Genomic DNA, 13390 nt, shown 5'->3' with positions numbered 1-13390 from the left:
ACGGCGCGTTGGCCTCGGTCACATCGCGAATGTAGTCCCACAGCAAGGTGATGCGCTTCAACTTGCGCAGGTCCTCCCGGCAGTACATCCAGAACGACAAAGAGGGAAAGGGTTAATCCAATAGATTCAAGGGGTTAGCCATCATGAGCGTCATCCTACAGAGCCACCCTGTTACAAGTGGCGTCACAACCCGCACGATTCCCTTGAGGCCAAATTGCCGGTTGGCCAGTCCTTACCACTACCGACGCCACGGCATCTACTACCTACGCCTTCGCGTGACTGGCAGCGTGAACAGGGCGGTGTCTATCTCTCTGAAGACCACTGATCGTAGGTGGGCAATGCAGGCATCTGGTTGTATTACGTCGTTACTTCAGGAGTTCCACCTGGGTCACCCGGATGCCTCGTGGAACGATTTGCGGGAGCATCTGCTGACGTTGGTGAGCAGTACGCTGATGTCTGCTGACGACGGCCACCCATTACGCCATTGGGGTGACATGTACCGGAACGTTGGCGCTATCCCTTCTGCGGTTTTGGCACCGCATAGCGAGGGGACGAGTGCGGCAACAGAGCCAGTATCTACCCCGCTGACCTTCGATGTTCTCTCTCGGCTTTACATGACTGATCGTGGTGGGGAGCAGAAACCAACGACCTTGAAGGAGACGAAGCTATGCCACAAGGTCATCGCCGAGCATCTGGATGGACTGGATCTGAGAAACCATTCCCGTGAAGACCTTGTGGCATTCCGAGGGCGCTTGTCGGAAGGTCGGATGCCTTCAACGGTGAACAAACTAATTGTGAAGCTTTCGGCTGTATTCGCATGGGCCGTCGAAAACGGGTACTTGAGCAGGACTTACGATAAGAAGCTGAAGCTAACAAAGGGCGTTGAATCGACCCGTAAGGCGTTCTCCCAACCGCAAGTGAGTAAGCTAATGGACTATGCGAATAGTCTTCCTGAAACCTCTTGGAAACGTTGGCTGCTCAGTCTCGGCATCATCACAGGTGGGCGGCTGAGGGAGATATGCCAGCTGACCACAAGCGATGTATTGACTATGGACTCGGGGGTCGTTGCGATCCACATAAATGAGAGAGGCGAGGGGAAGTCAATAAAGAACAAGCAGAGTGAGCGACTAGTGCCACTTACTGACGGTGCCTACGGCTTCGAGCTTGCGGCATTCTTGAGGTACGTCGATACGTGCCGTCGCAACGGAGCCATATCATTGGCATCGATTGATTACAGATCGTCTGGCGAGTGGGTCAATCAGCAAGCTATCCCTGCTGCTCTCGCTGACTCGTACAAACGTGGTTTTGTTTTCCACTCACTGCGCCACTCGCTGGCGTCCTTGATGCAAGCCAAAGGGGTTCCGACCACCCATGCTCAGGCTGTCCTGGGACATGCCTCAGGCACGATAACGTTTGACACTTATGGTTCTGGGGTTCCAGTTCAGACCATCGCACAGCTACTGAAAGAGCTGTTTAATACCGGGATCCGATGACTTGTAGGCAATTTGAGAAACGAGCGAAGTCGAGGAGGACCGGTTATTTGCCATTGCTATGCGGGTAGTATATCGGAGGTAGCTGGTAGAGCCGCCTCGATTTTTGTAACTACTTAATTTTAAAGTACTTTCTTCGACCAATACCGAAGTGTAACAGTGCCTAGGCACATCTGAGTGGTGCAGCGCTGAGCATCCTATCTCCCTCTGCTCGGGTGGCCCACGGCATTTCGGTGCTTAGCTCATTATATGTGGATTCGTCTCGTCGCGCGCTCCTTCTGAGTATTCATAATTCTATCTAGCGACACAGCGGGCGCTTTATGGCTTTCAACGATTGAGGGTAGCAGTGTATGATGGCATTTTAACCTCATTTTGTGTGCGCAGGGATTGTCATGCCAACGTCATTATCAAAATACCTCGGAATTCCCGGCAAGACGTTGGAGTCGCTTGGAGTCTTTGATCCGATTCTCGATTACGATACACGTCTTTTTATTGACCCTCTTTTGTTAAAACACTGCAAGGCACCAGAATTCGCGACCAGTTACGCAGATTTGCAGGCAAGATTTTTGGCAATTGGGAAGTTACTTCAAACAAGCAATAAGAAACATGACCCATTCTGGAATTCGGCTGCCTCTAAAATGAGCTGGCATGAAGTTCGCGGTTTATGCATCGGCTACTCTTCTGGTGGCACTGCCGGCAGTGGTATCGGGAAGGGGCTTCGGGATAGGATTCTCGATACTGCAAAATTGATAATCGATGCTGGCAAGAATGACCCGGAGCTTTTCGAGCTTGTAGGCTTGTTTGAAGGAAACTTTGGTCCTGATCGTATTAGTGATATGACAGCAAATGTAATTCAAGAAGATATCCTTAATTATTCGAGGAATATTTACAAGAAAATATTACCGAAAGGTTGGGATGGCGCCCTTGATAAGCGTACAGGGTTGCCGCGTAACCCCTTTACAAAAGAGCCAATACTGCTTGTGCCAAAGGAGTTGTTGCGAGATCTGCCTTCTGCGTTTGATTGGAATGGTTCGGATGAGGTCGGTGTCAGTAGTTCCGAAGTTAGAGAGGCTCTAAATGCTTTGGTGGGGAACAGCTGGCGCGCCCTTGCAAATATGAAAAAAGAAGACCTAAAAAAATTGGTCCTTAAATATCCGGATTTGATTGATGATCTCGTAGATCAATATACTTCAAAGGACGTCAAGCCTTATGATTTTGATGAGGACAAAAAAGGAGAGTACGCTTGGTATCGCCGCAGCGTAGAGGCCGTATCAGAGCACCCACTTGCTCTTTCACTTAGCACCCATCCCACGCTTGATGAGGTCTATGCTCTCGTCATGGTCATATGTGATAAGTTCAAGCAGCTTGTTGAGAATAATGGATTGAACACTCTGTTCTATGACAGTAAATCAAAGGTTAAAAATGAGACTGCTATCCAGTTGGCATTTTACGGTGTTGCTGAGGCTTATTGTGAGGCTAATAAAATTATGCTTGCGCGAGAATCAAACTCCGGTCGTGGGCCGGTCGATTTTAAGTTTGGTTCTAATAATGAAAATAGCGTGCTTGTAGAGATCAAGAAGTCGGATAACTCACATATAAAGAATGGTATAGTTCGTCAGCTTCCGGAGTATATGAAGTCGGAGAAGTCTCGAAAGGCAATTTACTTGATACTCGACCTTGGGATGACTCAAAAGCAAGTTGATAGTATGAATGAAATTCATTCGGCTATTGCTGGTTCAAATATATCGCTGTTGTATATAGATGGGCAGCTGAAGCCCAGTGCAAGTAAACTTAAAGAATAGCTGATGCAGCGGTGCCGCTTTCTCTTTGCTTGCAACTAGCGCGCACCCCTTTCAGGCGCTCTTGCAATATCTCCGCTGGTGACAGATCTAAAACATTCCCGCAGGAGCTTAATCGCTGAGGGTGTGGCATCAGCGTCAATATCGAAGGTCGGTAGGCGAGTATAACATTGTCCTGAATTTTGATTGAACCTCGCTCTGGCGATTCCGCTAGAGAACAGCCATGAAAAACCCAAGCCCGCAAACAAAAGACTTGGGTCATTTTCTGGTTAATTCCCTAGAACAAGTGGTCGGCCTAACAGAATGCCTGTGATCCTTTTCTGGATCGCGCTTAAGGATGTTTGCCAAAAAACTTCAAGTGGGAGTGCCTTAAGATACTACTGCGGTGCGGGTTGGCAATCCGCATGAGTGAATAAAATGCGACAATGATTGCGGAATTGCTGCTATCGAAGCGAAAGAGCGCACAACTTCTCCGCTCGGGTCAAAGCGTACTCCCGTCTTTTTTTGAAATATATTAGGTCTCTCCGATGTGCGATCATTCTTTAGTAGGTGTAACATTTTAATAAATAAGGCGAATATGAATTTCCCTCTCCATCCCATTAAGGGATCAATGTTAGAGAATGTTTCCTCTGCACTAGATGTGTCTTGGGATTCACCTTCGGGCCAGCCAATGAGCTGAAAAATATCGTTTTCCGTCTTAACGACTTCTGTCAGTGATAAGGAAATATACTCAGTTACTCGATCTTCAATATTTTTCAGCTTGAGGCCATTCTTTCTTGCATGGTAAATGGCAAGATTTACTGGTCGCATAATTCTAAAAAACGATTCCAATAACTCATCGAAAAGTTTGTCGGACTTTTCGAGTGCTTCAAAGTCGCCATCCGCCGTGCACTTGTATTCTGAGCCAAGCAGAGAAAGCAGGATGGACTTTGAAACTAAGTGGTTTTCGATAGAGTAGCCTTCAGTAACATAAATATCATCACCCCCATTATGTTCTTTAAGGTAGTCGAAGTCCCTGTCTACAAAGAATCGAATGCTCTGATCGAAAGGCTCTTGTTTCTGTAAGATTGACCTAAGCTCTAACACTTGATCTTTGCCTTTTGCAATCAGTGGTGCAAAGTCAGCGTGCCCAAGCGTGCGATGAAAAGCTGTTTCGTAGTAGGGCTGATCTTCAAGACCTTCAAAAACACAGATCAACCTATCAGGGTTCTTGCCTCGGACAGTGGCATACCGAATTAGAGCTACACTTGCCGTAGATCTTGCAGCTCGCATAGAGTTTAGAGACATAGTCACACCTTGTTATATGTCACAAAAAGTGGCTGAGCATAACTATCGAGCATATTCTCGAATACAAAAGGCGAGTGCGTGATGGCTATAAGCTGAGCGCAGCTTGGCGACTCAAGGATATCCGGCAAAAATAGTTGTTGCCACGTCATGGATAGCGACAGTTCCGGCTCGTCAATCAAAACTATAAACTGTCTGTCTTTTTGTAGGTGAAGTTTTGCGAAAACAGAAACGATTTGTTTTTCGCCTGACGATAAGTTCCCAAGGCTCAATGGGGTCGGGGAGTAAGGGGTTTTGATATCAATGCCGAGGTTGGTTTTGTCGAATATAAAGGACTTTTCCACCTGAGTATTCGTTTCTTGGGCAGACTTGTTCCAATAATTGTTTATAACTTTGACGAAGCCCTCAATGGACTGCTCGTCCTTTTGAGTTGATGTGTAAATTTCCAGCATTTGGAATAGGTAGGTGCGGAGATTATCGTATTCGGGATCATTGATTTTGCCATTGCCGATCAATTCCCAAATCTTGGCGCCAGATTTCGTATCCGCTTGGCCGATTCGCGCTAAAACCAAACGTAGCTGAGATAGCAAAATTTCGTTATTTTGCGGTATTGGATCGGGATGTTTGTTTACCGGCGATAATAAATCCTCTAACGACTGAACACTTAGGCGCGAGTAAGCCGAAAATGTTTCAGACCTAATTCTTTCCCTAATGAGTTCAAGCTGCGCTTCAACATCCCCCATCCCGAACCAGATGAGATTATCATCGTCGGGCTCGTCTTTGTTGGTTCCGAATAGATCGTCGGAAGCGAATGGGTTACGCTCATGGCGAGCGCGCTTCTTGAAACGACTATCTTCTACCTCAATCCGTCGGAAAGTAGGTAGGTAAAGAACTTCTATAGGTCCGAGGGCTCTTGTAATATAGGTGATGAAATTACTTAGCTGTTTGGAACCTTCCACAGAGGGCATTGCTTTTCTTATGAGCATGAGCGTATCGCTCACATCGTGCGGACCATGTCTATATATGGTTTGAAAAATAGCGCTGTCTCGCACGTAATCTGAATCGTACTCTATTGGAGCTTCGGCTGCGAATTGGTTGAACTCGCTTTCTGAAACTCCATATGAATAAATTTCAGAAAGGGCTGAAGATGACGAGGGCTTGACTTCGGAACGAAATACGTCTGTCCTATTTAGGTGAAATGGTTCATATCCAGAAAATTGTATTGTTAGTGAGTCAAATTTTATTGGGAAAAGCTTCGAGAATCGCTTGGATAGTATTGCGTATAACATGTTGAGTAATGTTGTCTTTCCCGTACCGTTTTCGGCGACAACTATACGAACACATGTGGGCGTTTCTAGTCGAAGGTTTTTGAATCCATTTAATCCGTTAACTTCGAAGAGTTCAATTAGTGGGGGCGAGTGTTCTATGGCGGAGAGCTTAGGCATGTGAAAACTTCCTGTAACCGATGCGTTATAGAGTCAGGTTATCTCAAATTTACACTATAGGCGAAAACTGTACTTTAAGCTAGGTTGTTCCCATTGGCTCGGGGCGGATTACTAATGGCGAGCTCATGGGGGCGTACATTGTGTAGGTGGCAGGCGCTCTTCAGGTTAATACCTGTTAACTAGCTATAGAAAGGAGGTGATTCAAAAAATGCTACGAAGTAAGGCTGAGCGTATGTAGAGTCCCTCAGCGCAACGCCCCCAGATGCGAGGACGATCAGCTGTCTAAATGAGCTTCGACTTCGGCAATAAGGACGGATGGCTGACACTTCAAGGCAGTGGCCAGCTTGAAGATGACGGTGATCGTCGGCTGGTTCACGCCTCGTTCGATGAGACTGACATAGTTCCGTTGGATATCGGCTTCGAGCGCCAATTGCTCCTGCGTAAGACCAGCAAGCTTGCGCCGCTCGCGTAAGACTTTACCGAATGCTACCCCTGCGTCCAAACCGTAACCCCTTCTGCTGGAGAGCGGACTGTCGGCTTTGGAGGGCGGTCAAGTCTTCACAATATATTGTGAAAAACTGGAAAGGTGTGGCACCATCGTGATCAGGGGGGGCAGTACGCTACCAGTCAGGTTGGGTGCCTCCCAGCTGCATTCGACGATGTGACGATTTGGATAAAAATTAATATGAAATTTGACGCTCAGCTGAAAGCGGTATCAAAGAAAGTCATGTTAGGTGCCGGGGTAGTACCGATTGCGTTGGGTTTGTACGTCAATCAAAGTAAGGGGGCTCAATCGGAATCTGAAGCGGTAGTAGCCCTTTGTGATGCATTGCGCTCCAACGCTTATAGTACGATGGAAATGCGTCAATTACCCACACCTAAACACGAACTGAAAAATATGGTAGATCGTCATATGGCTAACGTTAATAGTCGTCTGCGTCAATACATGCTGATTAACGACGCCTACTTAGTAGAGCTTGTCGATCAAAACCAAATAGATCTAGTGGCTCAAGAATTCGCAGAAGCCCAGTATCAGAAGTGTATGGATGCACAAGGGAACTAACTATTCTGGAGGGTTATTCATGTGCTTAAAAAGAAGGTTGGTATCAAGGAATAATATAGGATGCATGGATTAATATGAAGACTGTTAAGTGGGTCGTAATAATTCTACTAATTCCTGTGATCGTGATGGCGGGAGCTTTTGTCAGAAACAAAATGATTGGTCCCGTCGGTTGGGCTAGGGATGATGTTGAGAAGACCCTTCGCGCTAGGATGAAAGATCCAGACTCCATGGTTATCCGATCTTCATTTGTTGTGGAAAAGAAAATAGAAGGCCAAACGGAAATATCTATTTGTGGCTTTGTTGATGGAAAGAACAGTTTCGGTGGCTATGCTGGGAATATGCGCTTTGCTTCTAGAAGCGTCTCGAACGAACAGCTTGGTACATTCGACACTTATACAGTGGAGATTGAAAATCCTAGGGAGACTGCTCAGGCGCGAGAGGTGAATATGCTTTCTGGATTTGAGGTGGTTTATTGGAATAAGTTTTGTGTTGATGAACAGCATCCAGCATTAACTGTTAATAGAGAATAAACCCATCCCCCTTCTTAATTTCAGGTTTGGCTTTCAAGTCCACTGGGAATATTCCAGAGTCCGAAATTCCCAGCGGTCGAGCTGGACTGCTCAGCAGTACCTCATGAAAACGACGCGGGTACGCCAAGGTTCCATGAAATCCCTACATGGCTGATACCACATATGACAACGCCCAGCTAAAGCTCTCATTAAGCTCAATGCGGGGCGTTTGATTAAAATTGGTATCAGGGTATTAGCTATGCTGAACGGCGCCGTATCCCCTTGGCTTGAAGACTGAGCCTTAAAACATAAACTGGTGATAGGTGGCATCAACCTCGGCTTGAGTGATGCCGATGTACGCCATGGTGACGGCGGGACTACTATGATTCAATGTCTTGCAGATTAACTCAATGGACGTACCGGCACTATACATCAGCCAACCGCGTGTCTTGCGCATGGAGTGTGTGCCCAGTTGTAGGCTCATTTCGTCTCCTACGGCTTTGAAGGCATTCGCTACTGCCACGCGGCTTACAGGCTTGCCCTTTGCTCGGTTGCTATCAACTTCAAATAGATAGGTATGCTTGGGGTGTTCCGCTCTACGCCGTTCGATGATGGCCTTTGCTGGAGCGTTCAGGTCGATGTTACGGGTCTTACCTGTCTTACTCTCCTTGATGATCAGGCGACTACCTTGAACCTCCCCGAAGGTGATGCTCAGCAGGTCACTAATGCGAAGGGCAGTGTTCACGCCGAACCGCCAAATGTCTGCGTACAGAGTGTTCCCTTTTGCATTCCGGGTCAGTTTGCGGCTGATCATTTCAGCCTCAGCTTGCGTCTTCACCGCTTCGACAGTGTTCATTCTAGTTAACATTCCGTGTGATTACGCCTTGATTTGTTAATTAGAGCATGGGCTATGGTGGTTGGTCCAGTGTTTTCGCGGGTTAGCTAATTTACAGAATTATATTCTGTAAATTAGGGGTGGTCAGCTTGCGATCATCGCCAGCGCTTGACAGACACCCTTCCTCCTACTGATCCGGACCCGGTATAGCATCCGCGTCTTGAGCAGAGAGCTCCCCTGTTCGCATAGGTGGTGCTTTCCCTTCTTGTCTATATCTACTCATAAACTCATGAGAAAGCATCTGCAATCGCTTTGTAGGAGCTTTCAGGTCTACTTGCGTCTATGATTTGATCAGGAAATGACTAAAGCGTAGATAGATCAAAATTGATTGGCGAGAAAGGAGGTTGTGCTTGGCACGTAAGCAATCGGCACCAAGCAGAATCAAAGGTGTAGCCTAATCGCTCGTTTCTCCCTGCTTGAGATGTGGAGTATGAGCACATCGCCACCACCTGTTAATCGTGTATGTAACACACAAAAGTGAGCGTATTAACATGTGCAATGCACATAGACATACAACTGCACTACGTGCGAGTGCGATCACATACCTATACATGCCAGTGTCCGCAGTGAGCACGGAGTGCGAATGCTTTTCAGCAGGGCAGAGTAGCGAAGCCTGACCAGCTCTTGATCTTCTTCTGTGCTGTAGCACAGGAATGTCAGCCACTCTGTGTTTGTACACAGAACTTTCATGTGTTGGGGTTTCTGATGGGTTTCTCCCATCTGTCTTTCAACTACTCCCCGCACAGCTATTCAGGGTGACCACCCTGAATAAAGCCTATCCTGTGAGGAGCATCTCCACAGAGGGCATAGTTCTTATTAATCATGACCGAGCTGTCTGTCATGAACAAATAGGCTTGAGCTGTAAAGCATCCCTAGAAGGCTTCTTAGAGATAGTTTACAGGTGTCAAGTCCGTTTTTGCTATCAAGCTGCTAGAGCTTGGTTTTTCCATTTGCTGATAGTCGGCCTACTGATCTTAGTAAGAATGGCGATATTGCTGATACTAACACCCTGATTAACTAGTCTGAGCACTTCAGCCTTGGTGGATGGATCAATCTGACGACCGTCAACCGCCTTAGGAAGACAGTCAGACAATGACCAATCGACGACCGCATGGCCTAGGTAGGTGTTCAGCAAATAGTCCACCACGCGGCCATCTTGTACGTACAGATGTACATGGTCAGTATTGTCTATGCGGCGTACAGCGGTGCGTGTGACAGCCTGTAGACTGGGTTCCAGCAACCGGCTGGTCAGAAAAGCTGATTTGAAGTCCCTGCCATATTTGCTTAACAAATAGTCCAGCCCCTTTTGATCGGATGGACTTGGATTGCCACCAAATAACAAAATCACGTCAGTATGTTGATCGTAGTTATTCAGGCCGCGGCAATCTTTATCAACCCATTGGACACCAATTGCGCTTCGAAGGCATGCCCAGTTATTAGCCAGCAATAATGGCTTTGTCTTGTAATGTTTGGTCCTGGTGTGATCCAGTGCAGCTTGTAGAACCAAATCGATAGCTCGCTGCCCATTATGCATATGCAGCATTCTTTGCTTGCTAAATATCTCGCCCGCGGGTGTCAGTGGATATATAGTGACATGGCTCTTGTATTCAGTAGCTTCAGGCTGGAACCTAGAGGTCTTGAGTGTGAGTCCATGCACCTCAGCAAAAATCTCAAACTCTGTACCTTCAATGTTTGCGGCCAGTACGTGCGCCTCATCTGCTGATGACATGATGCTCCACCACTCGGTGTGCTCTTCAACAGCTCTAACGTGTCGATTTCCATTGGATTGAGGCTGGTCGATAAATACATCCACCTTGCTCAATAGCATTTGGAATATATGGGTTGCTGACTTGCTAAGAGTGGAGTGTGATTTGCCAATCATGTCGGCGTGATTGGTGGCTACTTGCTTCCTAACCAGTTTTTCCATTCCATGAGTGATCCACAGTTGGCCGTCTCTTTCATCCACGTAATCGAATACACGCTTCAGTTCGAGTGGGGGCAGTGAATAGTCGCGATAACCAACTACTGCCGGTAGCTCATCAACAACCAGCACCCAGCCTGTCAATAGTGATGGGGTGATCCGTCGAATCGACTCTTGAGTACAGATGACCAAATGGTCTTGTTTGCTAAATAGAGCCTGTTCCAACTTGGGAACAACAAGGTCACCCATTCGATGATCGATGGTTGTGAACGGTACTCCAAGGTTCTTGATGCGATCCGCAATGTCGTCTATGAGGACTAGTGTCGGTAATGCAATGATGGTGGGGTCTAGACGACCAGTAGCCTTGTATGCGTCGATGAGGGAATCGAGTAGCTTCTGTGTCTTGCCTGCTCCGGGCTGAGCAACGGCGGTATAGATGTAGCTGTGGTGCATTTGTCATTCTCCTTTTCAGTTCAGTTCATTGGCATTTCCTCTTGGGCGGTGCCGTTTCAGTGTGGTGGTGCAACTGTTCAAATCACAGGCACGACGAATCCCCCTGCGAGGCATCCCTTGGGTTCAGGGCTGGTCGCGTGGAGGGTTGGCGGGTCACAATTTAGGGGGCGGATTATACACGAAGATTTAGTTCAAGTCAATAACGAGTGAGTCTGTCAACTATTGTTTGATTTGCTCCCTTGGCCCCTCATAGAGAGCGGCTACAGCTGTTTACGGCATGCTGCCATGGGGGATTGGGTTAGTATAGCGCTAAGTCTTCTTTAATAGGCTCGCAGACGCTCACAGCCACATGTGGCGGCTACGAGCTTGCTCCCAGTGGGAGCGACGAACAGCAGGCTTAAGCTGTTTCACAGCAGACAGGAAAGCTTTGCTAACTCTCACCAATTGATTGACTGACACACTGTCATGCTCGACATGGAGCTTGTGGTATTTCTCAAAGATCACATCACACACCTGCACTAGGTGCCATTGGCTACCTTTGTAGCGATGCTTGATCACCAATTGCTCATCAGCAGTGACATTCTCATACCCGGTATGGATCGAATTCGATGGCCAATGTAAAGCGAGGAACTTCATTCCGCGCTTACCGATAGACTAAGCAAAGCTGGCTTCTGCTCAGGGAAGCCATCAGGCACTACAAGCTCACCAAAACACTCAGCAGCTTCGCGCTCTGCTTCTCGACGGCGTTTGTCAGCAGCTTCCTGAGCTTTACGTCGATCCCTTTCTTCTGCTGCTTCCAGTAACTGTCGTGTCAGCTGTGCTTTGTACTCATTACAAGATGCTTGCAAGTAAGCAACGTAGTCCTCTTTGACCTGAACTTTCAATGCCTCTTTTTCTTCGTCCTGTACCGATTGCGGTTTAATCATTGGTACAGCATGCGTAAGTTCGGCATGTGTAATCGGCCAGCGACGGTCAAGCGTGTAACCTTCTTGCACTTTCTCTGCGACCAACTTTAGCCAGTCATGCTCAAGTGGATGGGATACGATAACAGTTGATTCTCTGGTGTTCCCATATGCGTGCAGCCGCACACGAAGCCTGTGATTGAACTGGTCGTCAGACCATTGAGGAGGTGTGCCGGAAATAGTTGTTTTGCTTATCTTGTTACCCATTGATTTACTCCTTGGTTTTTTGGATGTGGTTCAGAATCAAAGCAAGTATATTGGCACGGTACGCTTCTGCTGCTTCTTCATTTGTCTTTACATCGTTGTCGTTCACTGTTTGCGTACGAACAGTCGACTTTCGTTTGGCGGTTGCATTTCGCAAGCCGCGTACGAATGTTTCTGCGTTGATAGTCATTGCTGTAACTCCATGGTGCTGTTTATGGTTTCTTGTTCGGGTTGGGCAGTGCATCGCAGATGTATTCGCCTAAGCGCTTACCAGTTGATAGGGCCGCTATAACAAGGTTGGTGTACTGGAGGACCGGCAAGCGAAGTTGCACCAGTAAGCCAGCTTTTTTGCTAGCTCTCGATAGCTTGCTTCGGCAAGACTGGGAGCAGGTTTTTCGATGAGAGCGGCTGGTAGGATTAATTGCAGAATTGCAGACGACACAATGCCGCCATTCAATATATGATTTCATTTTTGATACCTAGTTTTAGTTTGTGTTGGGCGTGAAGAAGCCCCTAATTAGCAAGCGATACTGTGGTGCAGATGCACCATCAGATCATTCGTTGGTAACTGGGGCTTTCACAGAAGGGGAGTTTATGGTGCGGGTGTAGCTGAACTGGGCTAGCTCAATGAGTGAAGTAAAATATCTACTGAGCCACTGTCTGCGCTGCGTAATCGCCTAGGATGGCAGTGTGGATAGTATCGAAATGAGTGTAAGAAGTTCAAATTGCTTATATATGAATTATAGCGAGAAAAGTTCATTTTGTCAATATCCGTGGCATGCATGACACAACTTTGTCAATGCTTTTTCATGCTCTTAGAGTTGATGCTCTCTACTTGCGGTTGAGTCGTGTGATAGTCGGAGTAGTTGTCAAGTTTGAGTGCCCTATCTCTATCTCCGTAATGGCTTCAAACATTGCTTTGAGTGGGCTGCGGCTGCCGTAGATGCTAAAAGTTACTGCTCCGTCCTCATATCCTGCGATCCTCTTGATCAGCGAGTCCTGTATCCCGGCTTCCACAGGTCATCAATCAGCGTGTAGCGGAAGCTGTGGAACGTCTTTCGTGAGTCCGCGATGCCCAGCTTCCCCGCACGTGACTTTGATTCTTCAAACGAGTTGTAGCGAGCCTAGGCCGAGCGGGAGCTGGCTCCGGAGGTGGTTCGCTGTTATGCCCACGGGCAGGCGTGTCACAACCCCTGTCACAAATCGTTGCTAGGGAGCCTTTAGCATCGGTAGGATGAGGCACCCTTACTCATTGTCGATTCACCCACCGGCGAACTTCATCTCCCGGCTGTTGCCCATCAGCAACGGCGCGTTGGCCTCGGTCACATCGCGAATGTAGTCCCACAGCAAGGTGATGCGCTTCAA

General features: G+C 47.5%; 13 protein-coding genes and 2 pseudogenes. 4 read left to right on the top strand and 11 right to left on the bottom strand.

What is annotated here, in order from left to right; translation table 11 throughout:
• Positions 1-143: 143 nt before the first annotated feature.
• Entirely contained in the window at positions 144-1493 is a 1350-nt protein-coding gene (locus BLS27_RS23390; protein WP_244155265.1) for a tyrosine-type recombinase/integrase, read from the top strand.
• A gap of 389 nt (positions 1494-1882) precedes the next feature.
• Positions 1883-3292: a hypothetical protein gene (locus BLS27_RS23385; RefSeq protein ID WP_139205779.1), complete on the top strand. Its 1410-nt coding sequence runs from the start codon at positions 1883-1885 to the stop codon at positions 3290-3292.
• Between the two features lie 366 nt (positions 3293-3658).
• Here BLS27_RS23385 and BLS27_RS23380 read toward each other — a convergent pair whose 3' ends face one another.
• The 3 genes from BLS27_RS23380 to BLS27_RS23370 form a co-directional block, all read right to left on the bottom strand.
• Entirely contained in the window at positions 3659-4576 is a 918-nt protein-coding gene (locus BLS27_RS23380; protein WP_090346956.1) for a DUF4435 domain-containing protein, read from the bottom strand.
• A 2-nt stretch (positions 4577-4578) separates the two neighbouring features.
• Positions 4579-6018, bottom strand: coding sequence for an AAA family ATPase (locus tag BLS27_RS23375; RefSeq protein WP_090346955.1), 1440 nt, complete (start codon positions 6016-6018; stop codon positions 4579-4581).
• Positions 6019-6292: 274 nt separating this feature from the next.
• The gene (locus BLS27_RS23370; RefSeq protein WP_244155266.1) at positions 6293-6448 is read right to left on the bottom strand and encodes a helix-turn-helix domain-containing protein; all 156 of its coding nucleotides are present in this window, start codon (positions 6446-6448) and stop codon (positions 6293-6295) included.
• Between the two features lie 255 nt (positions 6449-6703).
• On the opposite strand from BLS27_RS23370, the gene BLS27_RS23740 reads away from it, so the two are divergent.
• The gene (locus tag BLS27_RS23740) at positions 6704-7081 is read left to right on the top strand and encodes a hypothetical protein (RefSeq protein WP_139205778.1); all 378 of its coding nucleotides are present in this window, start codon (positions 6704-6706) and stop codon (positions 7079-7081) included.
• A gap of 74 nt (positions 7082-7155) precedes the next feature.
• Positions 7156-7611, top strand: a complete 456-nt coding sequence (locus tag BLS27_RS23735) for a hypothetical protein (protein ID WP_139205777.1) — start codon at positions 7156-7158, stop codon at positions 7609-7611.
• A 280-nt stretch (positions 7612-7891) separates the two neighbouring features.
• Here the strand turns inward: BLS27_RS23735 and BLS27_RS23365 are convergent, their stop codons facing one another.
• The 8 genes and pseudogenes from BLS27_RS23365 to BLS27_RS23720 form a co-directional block, all read right to left on the bottom strand.
• Positions 7892-8446: a tyrosine-type recombinase/integrase gene (locus BLS27_RS23365; RefSeq protein ID WP_090346953.1), complete on the bottom strand. Its 555-nt coding sequence runs from the start codon at positions 8444-8446 to the stop codon at positions 7892-7894.
• 961 nt (positions 8447-9407) lie between these two features.
• A complete protein-coding gene (locus tag BLS27_RS23360; RefSeq protein ID WP_090346952.1) occupies positions 9408-10859 on the bottom strand; it encodes a helix-turn-helix domain-containing protein in 1452 nt (483 codons plus the stop codon).
• 339 nt (positions 10860-11198) lie between these two features.
• The gene (locus tag BLS27_RS23355; RefSeq protein WP_090346951.1) at positions 11199-11495 is read right to left on the bottom strand and encodes a hypothetical protein; all 297 of its coding nucleotides are present in this window, start codon (positions 11493-11495) and stop codon (positions 11199-11201) included.
• Entirely contained in the window at positions 11492-12028 is a 537-nt protein-coding gene (locus tag BLS27_RS23730; protein ID WP_139205776.1) for a hypothetical protein, read from the bottom strand. Before BLS27_RS23730 ends, BLS27_RS23355 begins: the two co-directional genes overlap by 4 nt.
• Before the next feature lie 4 nt (positions 12029-12032).
• Entirely contained in the window at positions 12033-12215 is a 183-nt protein-coding gene (locus tag BLS27_RS23725) for a hypothetical protein (RefSeq protein WP_139205775.1), read from the bottom strand.
• 22 nt (positions 12216-12237) lie between these two features.
• Entirely contained in the window at positions 12238-12495 is a 258-nt protein-coding gene (locus tag BLS27_RS24355; RefSeq protein WP_090346950.1) for a DUF2116 family Zn-ribbon domain-containing protein, read from the bottom strand.
• 361 nt (positions 12496-12856) lie between these two features.
• Positions 12857-13107, bottom strand: a pseudogene (locus BLS27_RS24025) (hypothetical protein); the annotation flags it as partial.
• A 178-nt stretch (positions 13108-13285) separates the two neighbouring features.
• Positions 13286-13390: pseudogene (locus BLS27_RS23720) on the bottom strand (LysR family transcriptional regulator); the annotation flags it as partial.

Source organism: Pseudomonas guariconensis (assembly GCF_900102675.1).
Classification (GTDB): Bacteria; Pseudomonadota; Gammaproteobacteria; order Pseudomonadales; family Pseudomonadaceae; genus Aquipseudomonas; species Aquipseudomonas guariconensis.
Note: the sequence above shows the minus strand (reverse complement) of the source record. Positions and strands in the feature narration are given on the sequence as shown.